The 23,886-nt window shown below is 73.5% G+C and carries 19 protein-coding genes; 11 read left to right on the forward strand and 8 right to left on the reverse strand.

The features are described 5' to 3' along the window. The coding region (locus tag ACFWUQ_RS18140) for a hypothetical protein (RefSeq protein ID WP_384538860.1) at positions 1-448 on the forward strand (448 nt) is incomplete at its 5' end. Positions 449-465: 17 nt separating this feature from the next. Here the strand turns inward: ACFWUQ_RS18140 and ACFWUQ_RS18145 are convergent. Continuing rightward, positions 466-1,014 (reverse strand): hypothetical protein, encoded by a 549-nt coding sequence (locus ACFWUQ_RS18145; protein WP_384538862.1) that lies wholly within the window; start codon positions 1,012-1,014, stop codon positions 466-468. Positions 1,015-1,516: 502 nt separating this feature from the next. Here ACFWUQ_RS18145 and ACFWUQ_RS18150 point away from each other — a divergent pair. The 3 genes from ACFWUQ_RS18150 (at position 1,517) to ACFWUQ_RS18160 (ending at position 5,196) form a co-directional block, all read left to right on the forward strand. Then, positions 1,517-2,902 carry an MFS transporter gene (locus tag ACFWUQ_RS18150; RefSeq protein ID WP_384538938.1) on the forward strand — a complete coding sequence of 462 codons (1,386 nt, stop codon included), beginning with the start codon at positions 1,517-1,519 and terminating at the stop codon, positions 2,900-2,902. Positions 2,903-3,052: 150 nt separating this feature from the next. Beyond that, entirely contained in the window at positions 3,053-3,796 is a 744-nt protein-coding gene (locus ACFWUQ_RS18155; protein WP_384538863.1) for a response regulator transcription factor, read from the forward strand. Continuing rightward, entirely contained in the window at positions 3,793-5,196 is a 1,404-nt protein-coding gene (locus tag ACFWUQ_RS18160) for an ATP-binding protein (RefSeq protein WP_384538865.1), read from the forward strand. Before ACFWUQ_RS18155 ends, ACFWUQ_RS18160 begins: the two co-directional genes overlap by 4 nt. An 80-nt stretch (positions 5,197-5,276) precedes the next feature. On the opposite strand, the gene ACFWUQ_RS18165 is transcribed toward ACFWUQ_RS18160, so the two are convergent. After that, complete coding sequence (locus ACFWUQ_RS18165) at positions 5,277-6,245, reverse strand: TAXI family TRAP transporter solute-binding subunit (RefSeq protein WP_384538867.1); 969 nt, start codon at positions 6,243-6,245, stop codon at positions 5,277-5,279. A gap of 303 nt (positions 6,246-6,548) precedes the next feature. Further along, entirely contained in the window at positions 6,549-7,646 is a 1,098-nt protein-coding gene (locus tag ACFWUQ_RS18170; RefSeq protein WP_384538869.1) for an alpha/beta hydrolase, read from the reverse strand. A gap of 212 nt (positions 7,647-7,858) precedes the next feature. Here ACFWUQ_RS18170 and ACFWUQ_RS18175 point away from each other — a divergent pair, with 212 nt between their 5' ends. The 7 genes from ACFWUQ_RS18175 to ACFWUQ_RS18205 all read left to right on the forward strand — a co-directional run bounded on the left by ACFWUQ_RS18175 (position 7,859) and on the right by ACFWUQ_RS18205 (position 17,320). Then, complete coding sequence (locus ACFWUQ_RS18175) at positions 7,859-8,479, forward strand: hypothetical protein (protein WP_384538871.1); 621 nt, start codon at positions 7,859-7,861, stop codon at positions 8,477-8,479. A gap of 178 nt (positions 8,480-8,657) precedes the next feature. Beyond that, positions 8,658-9,791, forward strand: coding sequence for a glycoside hydrolase family 5 protein (locus tag ACFWUQ_RS18180; RefSeq protein WP_384538873.1), 1,134 nt, complete (start codon positions 8,658-8,660; stop codon positions 9,789-9,791). A 217-nt stretch (positions 9,792-10,008) separates the two neighbouring features. Beyond that, positions 10,009-11,493 (forward strand): aldehyde dehydrogenase family protein, encoded by a 1,485-nt coding sequence (locus ACFWUQ_RS18185; protein ID WP_384538875.1) that lies wholly within the window; start codon positions 10,009-10,011, stop codon positions 11,491-11,493. A gap of 15 nt (positions 11,494-11,508) precedes the next feature. Continuing rightward, the gene (locus tag ACFWUQ_RS18190; protein ID WP_384538877.1) at positions 11,509-13,092 is read left to right on the forward strand and encodes a GMC family oxidoreductase; all 1,584 of its coding nucleotides are present in this window, start codon (positions 11,509-11,511) and stop codon (positions 13,090-13,092) included. Continuing rightward, positions 13,089-14,165, forward strand: a complete 1,077-nt coding sequence (locus ACFWUQ_RS18195) for a glycine betaine/L-proline ABC transporter ATP-binding protein (RefSeq protein WP_384538879.1) — start codon at positions 13,089-13,091, stop codon at positions 14,163-14,165. Before ACFWUQ_RS18190 ends, ACFWUQ_RS18195 begins: the two co-directional genes overlap by 4 nt. A 235-nt stretch (positions 14,166-14,400) precedes the next feature. Beyond that, positions 14,401-16,335 (forward strand): ABC transporter permease subunit, encoded by a 1,935-nt coding sequence (locus tag ACFWUQ_RS18200; protein WP_384538940.1) that lies wholly within the window; start codon positions 14,401-14,403, stop codon positions 16,333-16,335. A 1-nt stretch (position 16,336) separates the two neighbouring features. Further along, positions 16,337-17,320 (forward strand): ABC transporter substrate-binding protein, encoded by a 984-nt coding sequence (locus ACFWUQ_RS18205; protein ID WP_384538881.1) that lies wholly within the window; start codon positions 16,337-16,339, stop codon positions 17,318-17,320. A gap of 80 nt (positions 17,321-17,400) precedes the next feature. Here ACFWUQ_RS18205 and ACFWUQ_RS18210 read toward each other — a convergent pair whose 3' ends face one another. The 5 genes from ACFWUQ_RS18210 to hypF form a co-directional block, all read right to left on the reverse strand. Further along, positions 17,401-18,615 carry a S8 family peptidase gene (locus ACFWUQ_RS18210; protein ID WP_384538883.1) on the reverse strand — a complete coding sequence of 405 codons (1,215 nt, stop codon included), beginning with the start codon at positions 18,613-18,615 and terminating at the stop codon, positions 17,401-17,403. Positions 18,616-18,968: 353 nt separating this feature from the next. Then, positions 18,969-20,030: a hydrogenase expression/formation protein HypE gene (hypE, locus tag ACFWUQ_RS18215; RefSeq protein ID WP_384538885.1), complete on the reverse strand. Its 1,062-nt coding sequence runs from the start codon at positions 20,028-20,030 to the stop codon at positions 18,969-18,971. Continuing rightward, positions 20,023-21,195: a hydrogenase formation protein HypD gene (gene hypD, locus ACFWUQ_RS18220; protein WP_384538887.1), complete on the reverse strand. Its 1,173-nt coding sequence runs from the start codon at positions 21,193-21,195 to the stop codon at positions 20,023-20,025. Before hypD ends, hypE begins: the two co-directional genes overlap by 8 nt. Beyond that, positions 21,192-21,530, reverse strand: coding sequence for a HypC/HybG/HupF family hydrogenase formation chaperone (locus ACFWUQ_RS18225; RefSeq protein ID WP_384538889.1), 339 nt, complete (start codon positions 21,528-21,530; stop codon positions 21,192-21,194). Before ACFWUQ_RS18225 ends, hypD begins: the two co-directional genes overlap by 4 nt. Beyond that, positions 21,499-23,886, reverse strand: a complete 2,388-nt coding sequence (hypF, locus tag ACFWUQ_RS18230) for a carbamoyltransferase HypF (RefSeq protein ID WP_384538890.1) — start codon at positions 23,884-23,886, stop codon at positions 21,499-21,501. The genes ACFWUQ_RS18225 and hypF overlap by 32 nt, the downstream gene beginning before the upstream one ends.

The raw sequence follows: 23,886 nt of genomic DNA on the forward strand, positions 1-23,886 counted from the left end.
GGGTGCGCGGGGCGGGACGGCGGTGGCGCGCCGGCCCGCGAAGACGGCGGCGCGCAAGACCGCGGCGCACGCGGCGGGGCGCACGCGTCCCGCGGCCGCGAGCACGCCGGCGGAGCCCGTGGCGGAGAAGGCCGCCGGGGCCGCACCGGCCCGGGCGGGGGAACCGCCGCTGCGCGAGCTCGTACTCGCCCTGCTGGTCGGCGCCGCCGAGCCCCGCATGGTCAGCGAGGTCGCCGCCGAGCTGACGGCCGCGCGCGCCGGACGCGCGACGTCCGCCCCGGTGGTGCGCAACACCCTGGAGGGCCTCGCCAAGAAGGGCGTCATCGAGAAGGAGCACCGGCAGGGGTCGGTGATGTACACGGCTCCGCGACCCCCCGCGCAGGAGGGGCCGGCGGTCGCGGCGCCGACGGCCGATGCCGAGGGCGTGAAGTCCGAGGTGCGGGTCTGATCCGTCGCCGCGCCCGCTCAGCGGGTACGCCGGGGACCGCCGCGGTGGGGGCGGCGGCGGGCCACGGCCTCCGGCGCCGCCTCGGGTGAGGAGAAGCCCCCCGCCACGGCCACCCGGGCGACCGGTTCCGGTCCACCGGAGACGGCGGGCCCGGGTGCGGCCGCGGCGGCGGTCCCCGGGCGCTCGGCGCGGCCGAGCACCGTTATGTGGGGGATCAGCCGCGCGCACTCCTGGCAGACCTCGGCGAGCGTCCACACCTGTCCCACGGCCGGGTTGTGGACGAGGACGAGCATCGGGGTACCCGAGCAGCCCGACCGGGCGCTGTCGTGGAAGGCGCACTCGGCGGCCCGGCAGGCGCACGCGGCGTTCGGGCGGACGGTGGCGAGCCGGGCGTGCGCGCGGGCGTGCTCGGCGGCGAAGCGCCGCATGCCCGCCGTGTCCTTGGACCGCGCCGGCATGCGGCACGCCTCGACGCTGCAGGTGACGGAGACGGTGTGGTCGCCGTGGCCGGTGAGGCGGACCGTCCAGGTCCGTCCGGCTGCACGGGATCCGGGAATCAGAGTCAAGGGAGAGCCGTCCGTTCACGTATGCGGTGGTGTACCAACTGTTCGACAGTCTCGCGTGCGGGGACAGGAGGTCTCACGCGGCCCCCGGGCCGGCGCCCGTTTCACCGCCCTGGGCGGCGGGGTCGCGAGGTGGACGTCGCATCGAGGAGAGGACACACGGCCGAACGCGGCCTCCTTGTCTTTTTCGCACGTGAGCGGGCGGCTGTCAACGACTCGCGTCCCCCCGTCGCGGGCGGGTGGACGGCCCGCGCGGTTCGGCGGGGACAGCACACCGGGCCGTCCCGACCACGCGGGCCGCGTCCGATCCGGCGGGCATCCTTAGCCGCGGCCGATCGGGGCGGGCATCCTTAGCGGGACGTTAGATCTGCGCGGCGGACCTTGTCCGGGCGTCGCGGCCGGCCCCATGCTCTGGATTCCTCCCCACCGCCGGGCGCGCTGGGGGCACCCTCCCGTCCCCGATCAGGGACTTCCCTCTGGAGCCGCCATGTCCTCGTCCGCCGTCATGCCCGCGTCGCCGCCGCAGGACGAGCGCAGGAAGCGCCGTCTCGCCCTGATCGGCGGATCGCTCGGCAATCTCGTCGAATGGTACGACTGGTTCGTCTACGCCAGCTTCGCGATCTACTTCGCCGACTCCTTCTTCCCCAACGACAATCCGACCACTCAGCTGATGAACACGGCCGGTATCTTCGCGGTCGGCTTCCTGATGCGCCCCGTCGGCGGCTGGGTGCTGGGACGCGCCGCCGACCGGCACGGCCGCAAGAGCGCGCTCACGCTCACCGTCACCATGATGTCGGTGGCCGCCCTGCTGATCGCCGTCGCCCCGACGTACGGCCAGGCCGGTTACTTCGGCGCCCTGGTACTGCTCCTCGCCCGGCTGCTCCAGGGGATGAGCATCGGCGGCGAGTACGCGGCGAGCGCCACCTACCTCACCGAGGCCTCGGCCCGGAACCGGCGCGGCCTGGGCTCCTCGTTCCAGTACGTGTCGATGACCTGCGGCCAGCTGCTCGGCCTGGGCATCCTCATCACGATGCAGCACACGCTCACCACGGCCCAGTTGGAGAGCTGGGGCTGGCGCATTCCCTTCGCCCTCGGCGCCCTGTTCGCGGTCGTCGTGTTCTGGCTGCGGCGGCGGCTCCAGGAGACGGACGCCTTCAAGGAGGAGTCGGAGGGCGCGGACGCGCACGACGACAGCGCGCGCGGCACCCTGAAGGTCCTGTGGGAGCACCGGCGGCAGGCGGGCCTGGTCATGGCGCTCACCCTGGGCGGCACGGTGGCCTACTACACGTACACCACCTACCTCACCAAGTACCTCGTCGGCAGCGCGGGGATGGCGAAGACGACCGCCACCCTGGTCAGTTTCACCGCGCTGACGATCTTCGCCGTGCTGCAGCCCTTCGCGGGCATGCTCTCCGACCGGATCGGCCGGCGTCCCCTGCTGATCACCTTCGCGGTGGGCTGCACCGTCGGCACGTACCCGATCATGACCGCCCTGGGGTCGGCGACCTCGTACTGGTCCGCGCTCGGGCTGTCCCTCCTCGCGCTGGTCGTCGTCACCGGCTACACCTCGATCAACGCGGCTGTGAAGGCGGAGCTCTTCCCCACCCGGGTGCGGGCCCTGGGCGTGGCCCTGCCGTACGCCATCGCCAACGCGCTCTTCGGCGGCACGGCCGAGTACGTCGCGCTGTGGTTCAAGAGCAGCGGCCGCGAGACGATGTTCTTCTGGTACGTCTCCGCGTGCGCACTCGTCTCCCTGGTGACGTACGTCCTGATGCCCGACACCCGCGATGTCGCGCTCAGCCGCGCGGAGGCCGACGCCGACGCCGCGCGGGCCCGGGAGGAGGACGGCGGGAAGCGGGTCGCCGCGGCCTCCGCCGAGTCCGCCCGCTGATCGGGGCCGGTGACCCCGGGCGTCCGCTCCCGTAAGCTGCTGCCCGGTTCGGCGGACCGGGCACGGGGCAGGACCACGGGGTCACGGAGCAGGGTCACGGGGTCACGGGTCAGGGCACAGGTCGGGGTCAGGGGTCACGGGGAACTGTCGATGCATGCGCTTCTCGTCGAGGACGACGACCGGATGGCCCAGGCCCTCGGTACCGCACTGGCCCAGCGCGGTCACACCGTCCGCCGGGTGGGTCGGGCCCTGGACGCCCTGCGCCACGTCCACGAGGCCGATTTCGTGCTGCTCGACATGGGCCTGCCCGACCTGGACGGCCTCGAACTGCTGCGGCGGCTGCGGACCGTCTGCGACGCCCCGCTGATCGTGGTCACCGCGCGCTGCGAGGAGCGGGACATCGTGCAGGGGCTGCGGGCGGGCGCCGACGACTACGTCGTCAAGCCGTTCCGGATGGCCGAGCTGATGGCACGCATCGACACCGTGCGCCGCCGTACCGGCACGCCCTCCGGCCGCCCGGGCTCCGACGCGGCGCCGGCCCGGCTGGGCGGGCCCGTGCGCGCCGGGGACGTGGAGGTGCACCTGGCGGGCCGCACGGTCACCGTGGCCGGGACCGAGGTCCGGCTGACCCGCCGCGAGTTCGACGTGCTGGCCTTCCTGGCCGCGCGGCCGGAGGAGGTGCACTCCCGCGAGGCGATCCTGGACCGCATCTGGGGGGACGCCTTCCTCGCCGCGTCCAGGTCCCTGGACGTCCATGTGGCGGGTATCCGCTCGAAGACCGGCCGTTCGGGCCTGGTGCGCACCGTGCGCGGATTCGGCTACCAGCTCGGCCCGCCGACCGCCCGCTGTGAGCGGGGCGGGCCGCGGGACACCGGGCGGGGACCGCAGTCGTGAGGCGCAGGCTCCTCGCCGTACTGATGGTGCTCATGGGAGTCGCGGCGCTCCTGCTCTGCGTCCCGCTGGCCGATGCCTACGCACGGGGCCGGACCGAGCACCTGCTCCTGCAACGCCGTTCGGAGGCCGTGCGGTTCGCCGACCTCGCCGATCGGGTGCGCACCGTACCCGACCGACAGGAGCTGTCCGCCGAGATCGGCCGGTACGCCCAGCTGTACGGCGCCGGGGTGGTCGTCGTCGACACCGCGGGCGCCACGGTCGCGCGGGCCGGTACGGGCCGTGCCGCCGCGGTCGCCGCCGATGCCGCCGGAGCGGCGACGGACGCCGGGGCGGACACCCGTCGCGCCCTCACCGGCCGCTCCACGGACCGGCTGCCCACCCTGCGCCCCTGGGGCCCGCGGATCGTGCTGCTCGCCGAACCCGTCGGCCGGGACGAGCGGGTCAGCGGAGCGGTCCTGATGGCCGTACCGACAGGGGCCGCCCGCCGGGATGTGGCGGTCCGCTGGGCGCTGATCTGCACGGGCGCGGTCGCCGCCTTCGCCGCGGCGGCGCTGGTCGCGGCGGGGATCGCGCGCTGGCTGATGCGCCCCGTCCTCGATCTGGACCGGGCGGTGGAGCGGCTGGCGGCGGGCAGCCTCCAGGCGCGTGCCGCGTCGGACACCGGTCCGCCGGAACTGAGGCGGCTGCGACGGCACTTCAACGCCATGGCCGAGGCCGTGGCCCACTCCATCGGCCGTCAGCGCGACTTCGTCGCCGACGCCTCGCACCAGCTGCGCAATCCGCTGGCGACCCTCGTGCTGCGGCTGGAGAACGTGGAACCGCACCTGGCCCCGGGCCCCGGTCGGGCCGAGCACGCCGGGGCGCTGGACGAGGCGGAGCGGCTGGAGGAACTGCTCGACGGCCTGCTGGCGCTGGCCCGCGTGGAGTCCGGGACGGCCGGGTTGGAGGACCAGGACGCGTCGCGGGCGGTACGGGAACGGGTCGCGGCCTGGAGGCCGGTCTTCGCGCACGCCGGGCTGGAACTGAGCGCCGCCGTCCCGCCGCAGGAACTGCGGGTCCGGGCCCTTCCCGACGCGGCGGGCCGGATCCTGGACGCGCTCCTCGACAACGCCGTGAAGTTCGTACCGCGCGGCGGCCGCGTGGAGGTGTACGCGGCATGCGGGGCGGACGGGAGCGCCGTGGTCCGGGTGGCCGATGACGGGCCGGGCGTTCCCGAGGACCAACGGGAGCTGCTGCTGCGCCGTTTCGCGCGCTCCCCCGACCACCAGAACGTGCCCGGCAGCGGGCTGGGGCTGGCCATCGCCGACGAGATCGCCCGGGTCAGCGGCGGCCGGCTCGATGTCGGCGGCCGTACGCCCCGGGGGCTGGTGGTCGAGCTCCGGCTTCCGGCCGCGCCGTGACCGTGACCGTGACGGTGACGGTGCCCGCACAGCCGCGGCCGGACGCGCGGGCGCCGGTCCGGCTGTAGGGGCAGCCCCGGTCAGCCGTAGACGGACCGGTAGTGGGTGACGGCGCCCGGGTGCAGCGGTACGTCTCCGGTCGAGATCGCGAAGCGGGGCTCCAGCCGCGCGCCCGCGGTCACTTCGCGGAGCAGGTCGCGCCACCGGTCGAAAAGCACCTGGAGCACGTCGCGCACGGCGTCGTGCGGTACGCCGGCACGGGCCAGGAGGTAGTTGCCGACGCCGATGGTCCCCACCGGTCCGGCCAGGCCGTAGACCCCTTCGGGGAGCGTGACGGCCGTGTACACGGGGCCGTGGCGCTCCCGCAGCGCGCCCACGTGGCCGTCCAGTGCGAGGAACCGCAGGGGCAGGTCCCCCGCCAGGGCCGCCAGGGCCGGGGTGGGCACGCCACCGGACCAGAACAGCGCGTCGACCTCTCCGTCTCGGAGCGCCCGGACGGACGGGGCGAGGCCCAGCTGCCGTTCGCGGGCGGCCGTCGGGCCGTCGCTGAGGCCCGCCGCCCGCAGTACCCGGCCGGCCACCACCTGCACCCCCGAGCCCGCCGCGCCCGCCGCTACGGTGCGGCCGGCGAGATCGCGTACCGCCTGTACCGGCCCGTCCGCCGGGACGACCAGGTGCGTGTAGTTGACGTAGATCCGCCCGAGGGCCGTCACGGCCGCCGGCCGGGAGAACGGTTCGCGGCCCAGCACCGCGTCCGCGGCCACGTCGGCCATGGACAGCGCGAGCTCCACCGAACCGGCGTCGAGCTCGCGGAGGTTGTCCACGCTCGCCGCGGTGCTCACCGGGACGATCTCCAGCCGCCGGCCGCTCGCGGCGATGGCCCGGGCCAGGGCCTTGCCGAACGCGTTGTACGGACCGCCCTCCGGTCCCGTCGCGAGCCGCAGCCGCGGCGCCGGACCGGAGTCGCCCGAGCAGCCGGTCAGCGCCGCGCCGGCCGCCGCCACTCCCGCACCGATCACCCGTCGTCGGCTCCACCGCGCGCTGTCCACCCCGGCAGCCTACGGGCCCGCCGGAGTGCCGGGACCGGGACCGGTCCCGGACGGCGTCGGTGTCCGGGCGCGGTTCCACGCCGGCGCGACTCCATGCCGGCGCGACTCCACGCCGGCGCGGTTCCATGCGGTCGGGGCCAGGTGGGGCGTGACGGCGGCGGGCGCCGGTCGTTGAACCGGGCGGTCGAGCGAAGTGGGCACACCGGCCCCGGGACGTCGTGGTCCCGGGGTCCCGCCCGCGCCCGGCCCGGGCCCCTGGCCGCCCACTCCCCCGCCACGCCGAACTCCGGGCCCGTACGCGTGCTACTCGGCGGAGAGCCGTCCGCTCATCCACTCCAGTGCCGGCGGTATCTCGCGGTTCCACGTCTTGAAGTTGTGGCCTCCGTGGTCCAGCGTGATCGAGGAGACGCGCCCCGGGTCCTTCACCTTGCTGATGAACTGCTGGGTCGGGCCGTAGTTCTCCTCACCCTGCAACGAGGAGGTCACCAGGTACGAGACCTTCCCCTGCGGCTGGTTGTCCAGATGCCACAGCAGGTCGGATCGTTTCTCCTCGTCCTTGTCGCCGTGGAAGAGGTCGCCCGAGTCCGCGTCGATCTCCGGCTTGTACTCAGCCGACAGGCCCACCCCGGCGGAGTACGTCTCCGGATGCTGCACCGTCATCTTCAAGGCGCAGTAGCCGCCGGTCGAGTTGCCGATGATCCCCCAGTTGCGCGCCTCGCCGCCGACCCGGTACACGGCCGAGACGGCCCTGGGCACGTCCGTACCGAAGAACGTCTCACTCTGCGGGCCGCCCCGGGGGACGTTGACGCACTGGGTGTTGTTCGGTGCGATGGTGGGCCGCATCATCACCAGGATCATGGGCTGCGCCTTCTTCTGCTTGACCTGGGTCCAGGCCGTCTTCGGGTAGCGCAGCCCGGCGAGCAGGTTCTCCGCCGTGCCGGGGAAGCCGGTCAGGACGACGGAGGCGGGGAACTTCCGCTGCTCGGCGCCCTTCTGGAAGTACTCGGGCGGCAGGTACACATAGGCCTCAGCGGCGATCCCGGAGCTCTCACCGTGCACCATCACCTTCTCGATCACTCCGCTCACCTGCGGGTTTCCGCCGCCCGGTACGTTCGGTGCCTGCCTCCCCAGGACCTCCACGGCCGCGCCGCCGGGCGCCGCGGCGCGCTGTTCCTGTCCGGCCAGGTCGGCCCAGGAGCCGTAGATGAGGTGGCTCCGGTTGGCGGCGAGCGCCACGGAGGCGAAGACGAACAGCTGCACCGCGACGAGCAGCCCCGTCCGGCCGAGCACACGTCTCCAGCTCCCGGGCGCGAGCCGCGGCCACCACCACACGGTGCCGGCGAACAGGAGCACCGTGCCCAGCACGACGCACACCAGGAGCGCGCTACTTGTCAGACCCATGGATCAGTGGAACCTCTGCGACGTCGTCGTCCGGACCTGCCGGCCGGAGTGCCACCGGACGGTGCACATGTGGCTAGAGCGACGCGTGCCCTTATCCGTTCCGTTCGTACGGGAGTTGGCCGGAACGTCCCCGTCACGTAGGGGGCGGGCTCGGGGTCGCCTCCTGGTGATCACCCATGGCGGGGCCCCCGGGCGGCCGACAGGCTGGGTGCATGACAAGACGAGCAGCACTCACCCGGTTCTCCTTCATCGCGGCCCCCGTCCTCCTGATCGCCTACGGGTGCATACGGCTGTTCGCGGTGGGGTCCAGGGCTCCCGGATGGGCGTGGACCACCGGCCACGCGGCCTTCCTGCTGGGCGTGGTGCTCTTCGGGGTCGCGTGCACGGGACTGCACCGCATCGCGGCCGCCGACGGCGGCCCGGCCAGGCGCCGGTTCGCCCGGGGCGGGCTGGTGGCCGGGCTGGTGGGGACCGGCGCCGCCTTCACCCAGGCCGCTGTCGACCTGTACGTCGGCCTGCGCGCCGCCGACAAGCCGGAGATGCGCGAGCTCTTCGCCCAAGTGCAGGACATACCGGGTGTGATGCCGCTGGTGTACACGGTCGGGCCCCTCTTCCTGTACGTGGGGCTGATCACCCTGCTCGCCTCCCTCACCGGCCGGGACGCCCTCCGTTCGCTGCTCCTCGTCGTGGTGGGCACGGTCGCGATCGGGTCCGACCTGGACTTCCTCCCGGTCGGCGGGCTGTGCTACTTGCTGGCGTTCGCTCCCCTGACCCGCCGGGTCACAGCCGTTCTGGATCCCGGCCCCGCGTCGACGCGTCCCCAGGCCGCCTGACGCCGCCCGGAGTCCTCACCCCGCGCGGCACCGGGCCCAACTCGGCGCCGGGCGGGCCGCGATGACGGCCTGGGGTCTTGTGGCGGGTGCCCGGAAGCTGCTATTCCCTTGTCGTTAGGAAAGTTTCCTTACGGTCCTCGCACCCCAACGAGACGGAGACACCTTGCGACCCCCACACATGCGGCCCCGTACCCTCGCCGCAGCCGCGAGCCTCATCGGCGCACTGCTCGTCAGCCTCACCACGGCGCCCTCGTCCGCGACGGGCGCGCCCGTCACCCACGAAGCGCGGACGGCGTCCGTATCGCGGGCCGCGGGCGGGCCCAACGACCCCCTCACCGCCGACACCGCCGCCGTCCCGCCCCAGCTCGGCGCCACCCCGGTCGGCGTCAACGGCCAGCTCGCCGTCTGCGGCACCAAGCTCTGCAACCGGTACGGCAAGCCCGTCCAGCTGCGCGGCATGAGCACCCACGGAACCCAGTGGTACGCGCAGCGCCTGACCGGCGGTTCGCTCGACGCCCTCGCCACGGACTGGAAGGCGGACGTCCTGCGCGTGTCCACGTACGTCCAGGAGGGCGGCTACGAGACCGATCCGCGGAGGTTCACCGACCTCGCGCACTCGCTCATCGAGCAGGCGACGGCCCGCGGCATGTACGTGATCGTCGACTGGCACATGCTCGACCCGGGCGACCCCCACGTCAACCTCGCGAAGGCGAAGACGTTCTTCTCCGCCATAGCCAACCGCCACCAGGGCAAGAACAACGTCCTCTACGAGGTGGCCAACGAGCCGAGCGGGGTGAGCTGGGGCCGGATCAAGAGCTACGCGGAGCAGATCATCCCGGTCATCCGCGGCATCGACCCCGACGCACCGGTCCTCGTCGGCACGCGCGCCTGGTCCTCCTTCGGCGTCTCCGAGGGCGGGAACGAGAACGAGGTCGTCGCGAACCAGGTGAGGGCCTCCAACATCATGTACACCTTCCACTTCTACGCGGACTCGCACCGCGAGGAGTACCTGGAGACGCTGTCCCGCGCCGCGGACCGGATCCCGGTGTTCGTCACCGAGTTCGGCACGCAGAACTACGCGGGCGAGGGCGGAAACGACTTCGCGATGTCGCAGAAGTACCTAGACCTGATGGCGGCCAAGAAGATCAGCTGGGTCAACTGGAACTTCTCCGACGACGGCCGTACGGGCGCGGTCTTCACCCCCGGCACCTGCGCCGCCAACGGGCCGTGGGCCGGGACGAGCCGGCTCAAGCCGGCCGGCGTCTGGATCCGCGAGCGCGTCCGCGGCGCGGACGACTTCCCGACCGGCTGAGGGACGGGGACCGGACACGTTCTGCCCGCTCGCACCGGCCGCGAGCGGGCAGATCCCGTCCCCTTGTGACCCATGTGACCTGCGGGACTCGCGAGTGTCGAGTGACTCCCGTCACTCTTGCGCCTATGGGGACATGGCCTCCGGGACAGCGGGCATGCGCGGGGATTCCAGACGCCGCGGGTCCGCCGCGGTGTCGGAACCGGAGGTACAGCGCGTCGTGTCGGAGCAGAAGACCATATACGCAGGCGGGACGTGGCGGGCCGCCGCGTCGGGAGCCACCAGGGAGGTCCTGGACCCGGCGGACGCCACCGTCCTCGCGGTCGTGGCCGAGGGGGGCGCCGCCGACGCCGACGCCGCCGTGGCCGCGGCGCGGGCGGCTTTCGACGACGGAGCGTGGCCGCGCACCCCGGTCGCGGAGCGCGCCGCCCTGCTGCGGCGGACCGCCGACCTGCTCCAGCGCGACCGCGAGCGCATCGGCCTCCTGGAGAGCCGGGACGCGGGCAAGACCCTGGAGGAGGGCCGCGTGGACGTGGACTGCGTCAGCGACGCCTTCCGCTACTTCGCCGACCTCGTCGCGGGTGAGGGTGCGGGCCGCGTCGTCGACACGGGGTCCCCCGAGATCCACAGCGTCGTCGTGCACGAGCCGGTCGGGGTGTGCGCCCTGATCACCCCGTGGAACTACCCGCTGCTCCAGGCCAGCTGGAAGATCGCCCCGGCCCTCGCGGCGGGCAACACCTTCGTCGTCAAGCCGAGCGAGCTGACCCCGCTGACCACGGTGGTCCTGCTGGAACTGCTGGCGGAGGCCGGCCTGCCGGCCGGAGTCGCCAACCTGGTCACCGGGGCGGGCGACCCGGTCGGCGCCCGGCTCGCCACCCATCCCGACGTCGACCTGGTCTCCTTCACCGGCGGATTCACGAGCGGTACGAAGGTGATGCGCGCGGCCGCCGACACGGTCAAGAAGGTCGCCCTCGAACTCGGCGGGAAGAACCCCAACGTCGTCTTCGCCGACGCCTGCGCCACCGAGGAGGGCTTCGACACCGCGGTGGACCAGGCGCTCAACGCGGCCTTCATCCACAGCGGCCAGGTGTGCTCGGCCGGCTCGCGCCTGATCGTCGAGGAGTCCGTCCGGTCCCGCTTCGTCGCGGAACTCGCCCGTCGCGCCGAGAAGATCCGTATCGGCCGCGGCACCGACGCGGGCGTCGAGTGCGGCCCGCTCGTCTCCGCCGCGCAGCGGGAGCGCACCGAGTCGTACGTGGCCGCTGCGCTCGCCGACGGGGCCGTTCTGCGCGCCGGGGGTGAACGGCCGCCGGGCCCGGGGTACTTCTACCGGCCGACGGTCCTGGACCGCTGCCACCGCCGGATGCGCGTCGTGCGCGAGGAAGTCTTCGGTCCGGTCCTGACCGTCGAGGGCTTCCGTACCGAGGCCGAGGCCGTCGCGCTCGCCAACGACACCGAGTACGGGCTGGCCGGCGCGGTCTGGAGCGCCGACGCGGACCGGGCCCGCCGGGTGGCGGGCCTGCTCCGGCACGGCACCGTCTGGATCAACGACTTCCACCCCTACCTGCCGCAGGCCGAGTGGGGCGGCTTCGGGAAATCCGGCATCGGGCGCGAGCTCGGCCCGTCCGGGCTCGCCGAGTACCGGGAGACCAAGCACGTGTACACGAACCTCGCGCCGCGCCCCGTGCGCTGGTTCGCGGGCTGACGGGGCAGGAACGACATGACCACGCACACCGCACGCACACCGCAGACCGCACACACCTCGCAGGCAGCGCAGACCGCGCCGCAGGAGTACGACTACGTCGTCGTCGGAGGCGGCACCGCCGGGTCGGTGATCGCCTCCCGGCTGACGGAGGACCCCGACGTCACGGTCGCCGTCATCGAGGGCGGGCCCAGCGATGTCGACCGCCCCGACGTGCTCACGCTGCGCCGCTGGATGGGCCTGCTCGGCGGCGACCTCGACTACGACTACCCCACCGTCGAGCAGCCGCGCGGCAACTCGTTCATCCGGCACAGCCGGGCCCGCGTCCTCGGCGGGTGTTCCTCGCACAACACCCTGATCGCGTTCAAGCCGCTGCCGTCCGACTGGGACGAGTGGTCGGACGCGGGCGCCGAGGGCTGGCACGCGGCGGCGATGGACCCGTACTTCGACCGGCTGCTGAACAACATCGTGCCGGTGGCGGAGGCGGACCGGAACGCCATCGCACGCGACTTCGTCGACGCGGCGCGCACCGCGCTCGGGGTGCCCGTCGTCGAGGGCTTCAACCAGAAACCCTTCCACGAGGGCGCCGGGTTCTTCGACCTCGCCTACCACCCCGAGGACAACAAGCGTTCGTCGGCCTCGGTCGCGTACCTCCACCCGGTCATGGACGACCGCCCCAACCTGCGCATCCTGCTGGAGACCTGGGCCTACCGCCTGGAGCTGGACGGCACCCGGGCCCGCGGCGTCCACGTCCGCGCGGCGGACGGCACCACGACGCTGGTCACCGCTCGGCGCGAGGTCCTGGTCTGCGCCGGCGCGGTCGACACGCCGCGGCTGCTGCTGCACTCGGGCATAGGCCCCCGCGGGCAGCTGGAAGCGCTCGGCATCCCGGTGGTGCACGACCTGCCCGGCGTCGGGGAGAACCTCCTCGACCACCCGGAGTCCGTCATCGTGTGGGAGACGGACGGGCCCATCCCCGAGAACTCGGCGATGGACAGTGACGCGGGCCTCTTCGTGCGGCGCGATCCGGACTCGCCCGGGCCCGACCTGATGTTCCACTTCTACCAGGTGCCGTTCACCGACAACCCGGAGCGGCTCGGTTACGAACGCCCCGCGCACGGCGTCTCGTTGACCCCCAACATCCCCAAGCCGCGCAGTCGCGGCCGGCTCTACCTCACCAGCCCGGACCCCGAGGTCAAGCCCGCCCTCGACTTCCGCTACTTCACGGACGAGGAGGACTACGACGCCCGTACGCTCGTGGACGGCATCAAGCTGGCCCGTGAGATCGCCGCGTCGGAGCCGCTCGCCGGATGGCTGCGGCGCGAGGTCTGCCCGGGCCCCGAGATCACCGACGACCGGGCGCTGAGCGCATACGCCCGCTCGGTGGCGCACACCGTGTACCACCCGGCGGGCACCTGCCGGATGGGCGCCGCCGACGACGAGATGGCCGTCGTACGACCGGACCTGCGGATCCGAGGCCTCGACGGCATCCGCATCGCGGACGCCTCCGTCTTCCCGACGATGCCCGCGGTCAATCCGATGATCGGAGTGCTCATGGTCGGTGAGAAAGCCGCCGAGCTGCTGGGTGGTGAGGGCCGGTGACCGCGGTGCACAGCGACTCCACCGGCACGCCCGTCTTCTCCGTCCGGGGCCTGTGGAAGGTCTTCGGGCCGCCGCGGGCGGCGGCCCGGGTGCCGGGATCCGAGGACGCGGCGCTGCCCGCCGCCGAACTGCGCGAGCGCACCGGCTGCACGGCCGCCGTCCGCGACGTCGGCTTCGACGTCCGCAAGGGCGAGGTCTTCGTGGTGATGGGCCTGTCCGGCTCGGGCAAGTCCACCCTCGTGCGGTGCCTGACCCGGCTGATCGAGCCCACCGCGGGATCCCTCGCCATCGACGGCGAGGACGTCCTGGCCATGAACCCGGCCCGGCTGCGCGAACTGCGCCGTCACCGCGCCGCCATGGTCTTCCAGCACTTCGGTCTGCTGCCGCACCGCAGCGTCCTCGACAACGTTGCCTACGGTCTGGAGATCCAGGGCGCCAGTCGTACCGACCGCCGCGCCAAGGCGGCCGAGATGGTGGCCAAGGTCGGCCTCGACGGTCTGGAGGGGCGACGGCCCGGGCAGCTGTCCGGTGGCCAGCAGCAGCGCGTCGGACTCGCCCGCGCACTCGCCGCCGACCCGGAAGTCCTCCTGTTCGACGAGCCGTTCAGCGCCCTCGACCCGCTGATCCGGCGCGAGATGCAGGAGGAGGTGGCGCGGCTCCACCACGACGAGCACCGCACGATGGTCTTCATCACCCACGACCTGTCGGAGGCATTGCGCCTGGGCGACCGGATCGCGCTGATGCGCGACGGCCGCGTCGTGCAGCTGGGCACTCCCGAGGAGATCGTGGGCTCCCCCGCCGACGACTACGTACGGGACTTCGTCCGCGACGTACCGCGCGAGCAGGTGCTCACCGTGCGCAGCGCGATGCGCCCGGCAGCTCCCGGCGAGGCCGACCGCGGGCCCGCGCTGGCTCCCGCCGCCACGGTGGTGGAAGCCATCGAGGCGGTCGCCCGCAGCGGTGGCCCCGCGCGGGTCGTCGACCAGGGGCGCTGCCTCGGTGTCGTCGACGACGCCGGCCTGCTCGCCGTGGTGGCCGGCCTGCCCGCCGCCGGCCGGGAGGTTGCCGCATGAAGCACCGTACGCACAGCACGCACCGTGCGGGTGGGGTTCGGACCCCGGCGCCCGCCCCCGGCACCGGAAGGTGGCTCGGATGACCACGACGACGAGACGGGCGACCCCGCCCGCGCCGACCGCCCCCGTACGCGAGTCCGCGAAGCGCGGGCTCCCGGCGCAGCCCGACCGGCCGGTCCGGGGCGCACGGCCCGCGCGGCCCCCGGCCGCTGCCGGATCCCCGCGCCTCGGCCGCATGCGGGCCCTGGCGCTCCCCCACCGCGCCGGCCGCAGGGTCCTGCCCCTGGCCGTCGCCGCGGTGGTGCTGCTCCCGCTCGCGCTGCTGTTCCCCGGTGCGGGCAGCTGGCCCGGCGCGCTCGCCGTCGACCTCTCGGGCCCGCTCGGCCGGGCCGGTGACTGGATCGTCGACCACAGGGACGGCCACCCGCTCTTCCTCTACTTCTTCGGCCACGTCAGCAATGTCGTGGTGGTGTCCGTCCGCGCGGTGTACACCGTCCTGCTCGCCGCGGGCTGGGTCGGTGTCACCGCGCTGGCCGGGCTGGTCGCGCTGCGCCTGGCCGGGATCCGGCTCGCCGCGACCTGCGTCGCCGCCTTCGCCGCCTGCGGGCTGCTCGGCATGTGGGTGCCGACGATGCAGACCCTCGCCCTGATGGCCGTGGCCGTCGTGGCCGCCGTCCTGGTCGGCGCCCTCCTCGGCCTCGCCGCCGGACTGTCCCCGCGCACCGGTCGCGCCCTGCGCCCGGTCCTCGACACGATGCAGGTACTGCCCGCCTTCGCGTACCTGCTGCCGATGGTGCTGGTCTTCGGCATCGGCGTGCCCGCCGCCGTCCTCGCCACCGTGGTGTACGCGGCCCCGCCGATGGCCCGCCTGACCGCGCTCGGCCTGCGCGAGGCCGACGCCGGCGTCCTGGAGGCCTCGGCCTCGCTCGGTGCGACCGGGCGGCAGCGGTTGCTCACGGCGCGGCTGCCGCTGGCGCGCCGACAGCTGCTGCTCGGCGTCAACCAGGCCATCATGATGGCGCTGTCCATGGCCGTCATCGCCTCCGTGATCGGGGCGGGCGGGCTGGGCGACCGGGTGTACCAGGCCCTCGCCGCGGTCGACGTCGGCGCCGCGCTCGCCGCCGGCGTCCCCATCGTGCTGCTCGCGGTGGTCCTCGACCGCACCGCCGACGCGGCGGGTGCCCGGCTGGGCTCCGACCCGATGCCGGAAGCGCGGCAGTGCCTGCTCCGCCGGGTCTTCGCGGGCTGGTACGGCCGTCTGCTCACCGTCCTCGCCGCCGTCGCCGCCGCCGCGGCGGGGCGTATGGCCGGCACCTCGCTGTGGCCCGCGTCCTGGACGGTGCCCGTCGCGGAGCCCGTCAACCGGGCGGTCGCGTGGATGACCGACCACCTCTACTCCGGAGTGCCCGTGGTGGGCGGCACGGCCGACTGGGCGGCCGGCTTCACCGGCTGGGTCCTGGACCCGATGCGCGCAGGCCTGCAGGCCGCGCCCTGGTGGCTGCTCCTGCTGCTGGTCGCCGCGCTCGGCCTGCTCGTCGGCACCTGGCGCACCGCGCTGACGGCCGTCCTCGCCCTGGCCGGCGTCGGGGTCCTCGGCGTGTGGGAGTCCTCCCTCGACACCCTGTCGCAGGTCCTGGCCGCGGTCGCGGTCACCCTGGTGCTCGGTTTCGCGATCGCCGTCGCCGCGGCCCGCAGCCCCCGGGCGCACCGTCTGCTGCGGCCGGTGCTGGACGTGTGCCAGACCATGCCGCAGTTCGTGTACCTGATCCCGGTGGTCGCCCTGTTCGGCGTCGGCCGCGCGCCGGCCGCGGCCGCCGCCGTCGTCTACGCCCTGCCCGCCGTCGTCCGCATCACCGCGGACGGGCTGAGCGGGGTGAGCCCGGCAGCCGTGGAATCGGCCCGTTCGCTGGGCGCCACCCGGTCCCAGCTGCTGCGCCAGGTACAGCTGCCGCTGGCCCGTCCGGCGCTGCTGCTGGCCGTGAACCAGGCGGTCGTGCTGGTGCTCGCGGTCGTCGTCATCGGCGGTCTGGTCGGCGGTGGCGCGCTCGGCTACGACGTCGTACTCGGCCTCGCGCAGGGCGACCTGGCCACCGGGCTGGTGGCCGGAGCCGCGATCGTCTGCCTCGGCCTGCTGCTCGACCGCGTCACCCAGCCCGTGAAGGAGGCCTGACATGCCGATCCGCCACCACGCACCGGGCCGCGGCCGACGGCTTGTCGCCGCGCTGACCGCGACGGCGGCGCTCGCCGCGCTGAGCGGCTGCGGCGCGGCCGACATGACCCGCCAGTCCTCCCCGTACGCCGCCGCGCGCGGCGCGAAGACCGTCACCCTCTCTGTGCAGTCCTGGGTCGGCGCCCAGGCGAACACCGCCGTCGCCGCCTACCTGCTGGAGCACGAACTGGGCTACCGCGTCGACACCGTCCAGGTGGACGAGGTTCCGGCGTGGGACGCGCTCAGCCAGGGCCGCGTCGACGCGATCCTGGAGGACTGGGGGCACCCGGAGCAGGAGAAGCGGTACGTCGAGGACAAGAAGACGGTCGTCCCGGGCGGCGAGCTGGGGGTGACCGGCCACATCGGCTGGTTCGTGCCGACGTACTTCGCCGAGGCGCATCCGGACGTCACCGACTGGAGGAACCTCGACAAGTACGCCGGGGAGCTGCGCACGGCGGAGAGCCGCGGCAAGGGCCAGTTGCTGGACGGCTCCCCCTCCTACGTCACGAACGACAAGGCGCTGGTGAAGAACCTGGACCTCGACTTCGAGGTCGTCTTCGCGGGGTCCGAGGCGGCGCAGATCACGCAGATCAAGCAGTTCACCAAGGAGCGCAAGCCCTTCCTCACCTACTGGTACCAGCCGCAGTGGCTGTTCGAGCGGGTCCCTCTGACGGAGGTGAAGCTGCCCGCGTACGAGGAGGGGTGCGACGCGGAGCCGAGCGAGGTGGCCTGCGGCTACCCGCACACGCCGCTCAGGAAGTTCCTCAACACGCGCTTCGCGCGGGAGGGCGGGGAGGCCGCCGCCTTCCTGAAGGAGTTCCGCTGGACGGTCGAGGAGCAGAACGAGGTGGCTCTGATGATCGCCGAGGAGAAGCTGCCCCCGCAGGAGGCCGCGAAGGCCTGGGTGGAGCGCAACGAGCAGGTGTGGAAGCCGTGGGTCGCCTGATCGGTGCCCGGTCCTGACGGTGCCGAGGCCGCCGCATCCCCCCTCGGGTGCGGCGGCCTCGGCGTCTGTGGGGGTGTCGCCTACTGCCCGGACACCTTCAGCAGCTTGTTCGGGGTGGCCCCGGTCGGGTTGGTGATCTTCCCTGCCGTCGCGGCGGCGGTCAGGGCCTGGGCGACCTGTGCGGGCGTGGCGCTCGTGTTGCCCGCCAGGTAGAGGGCGGCGGCGCCGGCCACGTGCGGAGCGGCCATCGAGGTGCCGGAGATGGTCTTCGTGCCCGTGTCCGCGTCGTTCCAGGCCGAGGTGATCTCCGAGCCGGGGGCGTAGAGGTCCACGACGGCGCCGAAGTTGGAGAAGGAGGACTGGGCGTCGGCGGCCGTGCTGGAGGCGACGGTGAGCGCCTCGCCCACGCGGGAGGGCGATCCCTGTCCCGCGTCGCTGGACTCGTTGCCCGCCGCGACCGAGAAGGTGACACCGGCGGCTATCGCCCGGCGCACGGCCTCGTCGAGCGCCTCGTCGGCCCCGCCGCCGAGGCTCATGTTCGCGACCGAGGGCCCGGAGTGGTGCTGCGTCACCCAGTCGATGCCGGCCACGACCTGCTCGGTGCTGCCCGATCCGTTGTCGTCGAGGACGCGGACGGCGACGACCTTCGCCTTCTTCGCGACGCCGTGCGCCGTACCGGCGATCGTGCCGGCGACGTGCGTACCGTGGCCGTTCCCGTCGTCGGCGCTGTCGTCGTTGTCCACCGCGTCGAAGCCGTGCTCGGCGCGGCCCCCGAAGTCCTTGTGGGTGACGCGCACACCGGTGTCGATGACGTACGCCGTGACGCCCTCGCCGCCCGCGTCGGGGTAGGTGTACTTGTCGTCCGCGGCCGTCTCCTTCTGGTCGATGCGGTCGAGGCCCCACGACGGGGGGTTGTCCTGGGTGGTGTTGATGGAGAACTTCTTGTTCTGGACCACCTTGCCGACGGCCGGGTGGGCGGCGAGGCGCTTGGCGTCGGACTCCGACATCCCGGCCGCGGAGAAGCCGTTGATCGCGGAGGTGTAGCTGCGCTTGAGTTCCCCGCCGTACTTCTTGGCGAGGGCCTGCTTGTCGGCGTCCTCGTCGAGGATGACGATGTAGCTGCCGCTGAGCGCTCCGGGGGCGCCGAGGCCGTACACCGTTCCCTCGGCCGGAGGGGTGGCGCCCGCGAGGGGGGACAGCAGCACGCAGAGACCGGTTGCGGTGGTGACTCCCGTCGCGACTGCAAGGAGTCGGAAGCCGCGTGAACGGGTGCGCGCATGCTTGTGCGTTGACATGAAGGACGTTCTCCTCGTGTTGACGTGTGGGGCGTCAAAGCGTTGTCGTGCGACCCCTGTTGGAACCGAAAGATCTCCAGAGGCCGCTTCGAAACCCTGACCGATTCACGGGGGTGATTCAAGGCCGCCCCGGCCGTCAGCGTTGTTCAACAAGGTTTCTCAATAAGATCCCCTCGGCAGCACCGCAGGATGATCACACTCTTCGAACCACCCACACATTCACTGCACTTCCGCGGTGCATTCGCGAAGGCGCACACGCGGAAGCCGCGGCGACCGTCAGGTGTCGCCGCGGCTGTCGGTCCGCAGGGGACCGGTCCGAGGGGTCGGATCGCGGGAGGCCGGCTCCCGGGTTCTCAGCAGATACGGGGCAGTTGCTCCCCGATCGGCAGGTCGACCACCCGCGTGCCGCCGAGGCCGGTGCGGGCCACGACCAGGCCGGGGTGGGCTTCCACCGCCTCGCCGATGACCGCCGCGCTGCGGCCCAGCGGGTGGGCGCGCATGGCGTCGAGGACGGCGTCCGCGTGCTCGCGCGGCACGAAGGCGACCAGCTTGCCCTCGTTGGCCACGTACAGGGGGTCGAGGCCGAGGATCGCGCAGGCGTTGCCCACGGCCGCGGGGACCGGCACCTTCCCCTCGTGCAGGACGACTCCGGTGCCGGAGGCGGCCGCGATCTCGTTGAGCGAGGCGGCCACCCCGCCGCGCGTGGGGTCGCGCAGTACGTGGATGTCCGGGGTGACGGCGAGCATGGCCTGGACGAGGCCGCCGAGGGCGGCGCAGTCGCTCACCACGTCGACGCCGAATTCGAGCCCCTCGCGCACGCTCATGATCGCCACACCGTGCAGGCCGATCTCCCCGCTGACGATCACGACGTCGCCGGGCACCACGCGCTGCGGACGCAGGTCCACCCCGTCGGGGATGAGCCCGATGCCCGCCGTGTTGAGGTAGATGCCGTCGCCGTGGCCCGCTTCGACGACCTTCGTGTCGCCGGTCGCCACCTCGACGCCCGCCGCGCGCGCGGCCGCTCCGAGAGCCTCCGCCACGCGCGCCACGACGGAGATCTCGACGCCCTCTTCGAGGATGAACCCGCAGGACAGGTAGGCCGCCCGGGCCCCGCTCATGGCCAGGTCGTTGACCGTGCCGTTGACCGCCAGGTCGCCGATGCTCCCGCCGGGGAAGAAGAGCGGGCGCACGACGTAGGAGTCGGTGGAGAAGGCCAGGCGCACCCCGCCCAGGCTGAGCGCGGCGGAGTCCCCGAGCTGGGCGAGTACCTCGCCGCCGAAGGCGGGGGCGAAGAGGTGCTCGACGAGTTCGGCGGAGAGCGCTCCGCCGCCGCCGTGGCCCATCACCACGCGGGGGCGGTCCCGCAGCGGCACCGGGCAGGTCCATCCGGTGATGTCGAGCGTGGTGTCAGGCAACGGGGCTCGCCTCCAGTGGTGCGGCGTTCTCGCCGGTCGCGGGCTTCGCGCCCGCCGGGGCCTTCGCGGCCGGTGTGAGCTCCAGCCGCCGGTAGAGGTAGTAGGCGGCGCACGCGCCCTCGCTGGAGACCATGGTGGCTCCGAGCGGACTGCGCGGGGTGCACAGACCGCCGAAGGCCTCGCACTCGTGCGGTTTCAGCAGCCCCTGGAGCACTTCGCCGCTGCGGCACTCGGCCGGCTCGCGGGTCTGGATCCCGGTCACCGAGAAGCGGTGCTCGGCGTCGAATTCCCGGTAGCGCTCGGAGAGCCGCCAGCCGCTGTCGGGGATGACGCCGATGCCGCGCCAGGCCCGGTCGGTGACCTCGAAGACGTCCCGCAGCATGGCGAGGGCGGCCGGGTTTCCCTCCGGGCGGACCGCGCGGGCGTAGGCGTTGTCGACGGTGTGCTCACCGCGCTCCAGCTGCCGCACGGCGCGGCGCACGCCTTCGAGGATGTCCAGCGGCTCGAAGCCCGTCACCACGATGGGGACCTTGTGGCGCGCGGCCAGATCGGGGTACTCCCCCGTGCCCATGACGCTGCACACGTGCCCGGCGGCCAGGAACCCCTGGACCCGGCAGCTCGGCGAGCGCATGATCGCCTCGATGGCCGGGGGGACCCGGACGTGGCTGACCAGCAGGCTGAAGTTGGCGATGCCCAGCCGTTTCGCCTGGTACACCGTCATCGCGTTGGGCGGGGCGGTCGTCTCGAAGCCGATACCGAAGAACACCACCTGGCGCTCCGGGTGCTGCTGCGCGATCCGCAGGGCGTCGAGAGGTGAGTAGACGACCCGTACGTCGCCGCCCTCGCTGCGGACCTGGAACAGGTCGCGTCCGGTACCGGGGACGCGGAGCATGTCGCCGAAGGAGCAGAAGATCACGTCGGGCCGGGAGGCGATCTCCAGCGCCTTGTCGATGACCTCCAGCGGGGTGACACACACCGGGCACCCCGGACCGTGAATCAACTCCACTTGCTCGGGCAGTAGTTGGTCGATGCCATGGCGGATGATGGTGTGCGTCTGACCGCCGCAGACCTCCATCAGCGCCCAGGGGCGGGTGACGGTGGCGTGGATGTCGTCGAGGAGCCGGCGGGCGAGGTCCGGGTCCTGGAACTCGTCGATGTACTTCACTGCCGGGGCTCCTTCTGCCGTGCGCCTTCGGTGGGCTCGTCGTCCGAGAACGGCCAGGGAGTACCGCCGGCCTCCGCCGCCGTCTGCCACGGGTCGCCGAACTCCTCCTGGAGCATGCCGAGTTCCGCGAAGAGCGCCAGGGTCTGCTTGGCGGACTCCTCGTCGAGCCGCTGCAGCGCGAATCCGACGTGGACGATGGCGTACTCGCCTACCTGGAGGTCCGGGAGGTATTCGAGGCAGACCTCCTTCTGCACGCCGCCGAAATCGACGGTAGCCATGCGGGTGCCGTCCCTCTCCCCGATGTCAAGCACTCTGCCGGGTACCGCCAGGCACATGGGCTTCTCCTTGCTGTGGATGGGTTCGCGCGACGGGGGCGTGGGCCGCCGCCACCATGAGTTGTCCGAGGGACAGCCCGCCGTCGTTCGGCGGGACGAGGTGGTGGCGCAGGACCGTGAAGCGGCGCCCGCGCAGCATGCGGGCGCAGGCGCCGGAGAGCAGGGTGTTGGCGAAGACCCCGCCGGTCAGGGCGACCGTGTCGAGGCCGTGCCGCTCACGCGCGCTCTCGCAGAGCGCGGTGACGAGGTCGGCCACGCCGGCGTGGAAGCGGGCCGCGATCACGGCGGGCCGCACGCCCGCGCGTACGTCGGCCACCACCGCGGCGAGCACCGGGGACGGGTCGGCGGTGACCGGGAGCCCGGCGTCCACGGGAGGGAAGCGGAGCCCGAAGGCGTAGTTCCCGCCGGGGCCGGGAGCGGTTCCCGCCTCGGACAGGGCGGCGTTCTCCAGCTCGACGGCGGCCTGGGCCTCGTACCCGGCGGTGTGGCAGATCCCCGCGAGCGAGGACACGGCGTCGAAGAGGCGCCCCATGCTGGAAGTGGGCACACAGGTGAGGTTCCGCTCCAGCAGGGTCGCCAGCAGCGGCAGTTCGTCCGGCGGGCAGGCCGCGACGCAGGGCAGCTCCGGCAGCCAGTCGATCCCCGCGGCCCGCAGGTGGGACAGGGCCATGCGGTACGGGAACCGCACCGCCGCGTCGCCGCCCGGCAGCGGCACGTACCCGAGGTGGGCGAACCGGGTGAAACCGGCATAGTCGGCGAGCAGCACCTCGCCGCCCCAGACCGCGCCGTCCTCGCCGTAGCCGGTACCGTCGAAGGCGACGCCGATCACACGCCGTCCGCCGTCCAGCCCGTGTTCGGCCATCGCCGAGGCGATGTGCGCGTGGTGGTGCTGCACCCCGACCACGGGGCGGGCGCCGGCGGCGCGCCGGGCCCACCGGCCGGACCGGTAGGCGGGGTGGCGGTCCGCCGCGAGCAGGGCGGGGGTGACGCCGGTGAGCGACTCCAGTTGCAGCTCGGCGCGTTCGAAGGCGTACTGCGTGGCGAGGTCGTCCATGTCGCCGATGTGGGCGGACAGCCAGGCCCTGCGCCCCTCGCCGAGGCAGAAGGTGTTCTTGAGATCCCCGCCGGTGGCGAGGATCGCGGGGACCGCGACGGGCAGCGCGAGCGGCAGCGGGGCGTAGCCGCGGGAGCGCCGTAGGGTGAGCTGCTCGCCGTCGCAGACACGCACCACGGAGTCGTCGCAGGGCACATGGATCGGCCGGTCGTGCGTGAGCCAGGCGTCGGCGAGGCGCCCCAGCCGCTCCAGTGCCTCGTCGTCGTCGGTGACGATGGGCTCCCCGGCGAGGTTGCCGCTGGTCATGACGAGCAGGCGGGGGCCCGGGGGGTCGCCGGGCAGGCCGAGCAGCAGGTGGTGCAGCGGGGTGTACGGGAGCATCACCCCGAGGTCCGGGCAGCGCGGGGCGACGGCCTCGGCGGTTCCCCCGGCGGCGCCGGCGCGGCGGCGCAGCAGCACGATGGGCCGTACCCCGCCGGTGAGCAGGCCGCGCTCCTCGGTGCCGAGGTGCACGAGGTGCTCCACGTCGGCGGGGTCGCGGGCCATCAGGGCGAACGGCTTGTCCCCCCGGCCCTTGCGGCGGCGCAGTTCGGCCACCGCTTCGGGCCGGGCGGCGTCGCAGGCGAGGTGGTAGCCGCCGAGCCCCTTGACGGCGAGGATCGCCCCGGCGGCCAGCAGCCGGCGGGCGCCGGCGACCGGGTCGGCGTCGGGCGCCTCGCGGACCGGCCGCCCCGTGAGCAGCCTGAGCCGGGGGCCGCAGGCCGGGCAGGCGACCGGCTGGGCGTGGAAGCGCCGGTCGGCGGGGTCGGTGTACTCCCGGGCGCAGTCGGGGCACATGGGGAAGCCGGCCATGGTGGTGTGGGCGCGGTCGTAGGGCAGGCCGGTGACGATGGTGAAGCGCGGGCCGCAGTGAGTGCAGGTGATGAAGGGGTGCCGGTGGCGGCGGTCGGCCGGGTCGGCCAGCTCGGCGAGGCAGTCGGCGCAGGTGGCCATGTCCGGGGAGACCAGCGTACGGGCGGGGCCGCCGGTGCGGGAGGCCACGATGGTGAAGCCGGCGCCGCCCGCGACGGGTACTTCGCAGTGGTCGACGGCGTCCACCACGGCGAGCGGGGGCGCGTCCGCGGCCAGCCGTTCGCAGAACCGCAGCACGGCGGCCGACGCGCCCTCGACCTCGGCGACGACGCCCTCCGGGGTGTTGGTGACATGCCCGGCGAGGCCGAGGCCCACGGCGCGCGTGTACACGTAGGGGCGGAAGCCGACGCCCTGCACCACGCCGCGGACGGTGACGCGCCGCCGCTGCAC

Origin of the sequence: Streptomyces sp. NPDC058662 (assembly GCF_042716255.1) — a bacterium.
Taxonomy (GTDB): Bacteria; Actinomycetota; Actinomycetes; order Streptomycetales; family Streptomycetaceae; genus Streptomyces.

What these genes read in the sequence shown, in the direction of transcription:
- ACFWUQ_RS18205 (WP_384538881.1), top strand. Translation starts at nt 16,337, where the DNA reads ATGCCGATCCGCCACCACGCACCGGGCCGCGGCCGACGGCTTGTCGCC.
- ACFWUQ_RS18150 (WP_384538938.1), top strand. Translation starts at nt 1,517, where the DNA reads ATGCCCGCGTCGCCGCCGCAGGACGAGCGCAGGAAGCGCCGTCTCGCC.
- ACFWUQ_RS18175 (WP_384538871.1), top strand. Translation starts at nt 7,859, where the DNA reads ATGACAAGACGAGCAGCACTCACCCGGTTCTCCTTCATCGCGGCCCCC.
- ACFWUQ_RS18180 (WP_384538873.1), top strand. Translation starts at nt 8,658, where the DNA reads ATGCGGCCCCGTACCCTCGCCGCAGCCGCGAGCCTCATCGGCGCACTG.
- ACFWUQ_RS18225 (WP_384538889.1), bottom strand. Translation starts at nt 21,530, where the DNA reads ATGTGCCTGGCGGTACCCGGCAGAGTGCTTGACATCGGGGAGAGGGAC.
- ACFWUQ_RS18155 (WP_384538863.1), top strand. Translation starts at nt 3,053, where the DNA reads ATGCATGCGCTTCTCGTCGAGGACGACGACCGGATGGCCCAGGCCCTC.
- ACFWUQ_RS18170 (WP_384538869.1), bottom strand. Translation starts at nt 7,646, where the DNA reads ATGGGTCTGACAAGTAGCGCGCTCCTGGTGTGCGTCGTGCTGGGCACG.
- ACFWUQ_RS18200 (WP_384538940.1), top strand. Translation starts at nt 14,401, where the DNA reads ATGCGGGCCCTGGCGCTCCCCCACCGCGCCGGCCGCAGGGTCCTGCCC.
- ACFWUQ_RS18210 (WP_384538883.1), bottom strand. Translation starts at nt 18,615, where the DNA reads ATGTCAACGCACAAGCATGCGCGCACCCGTTCACGCGGCTTCCGACTC.
- ACFWUQ_RS18190 (WP_384538877.1), top strand. Translation starts at nt 11,509, where the DNA reads ATGACCACGCACACCGCACGCACACCGCAGACCGCACACACCTCGCAG.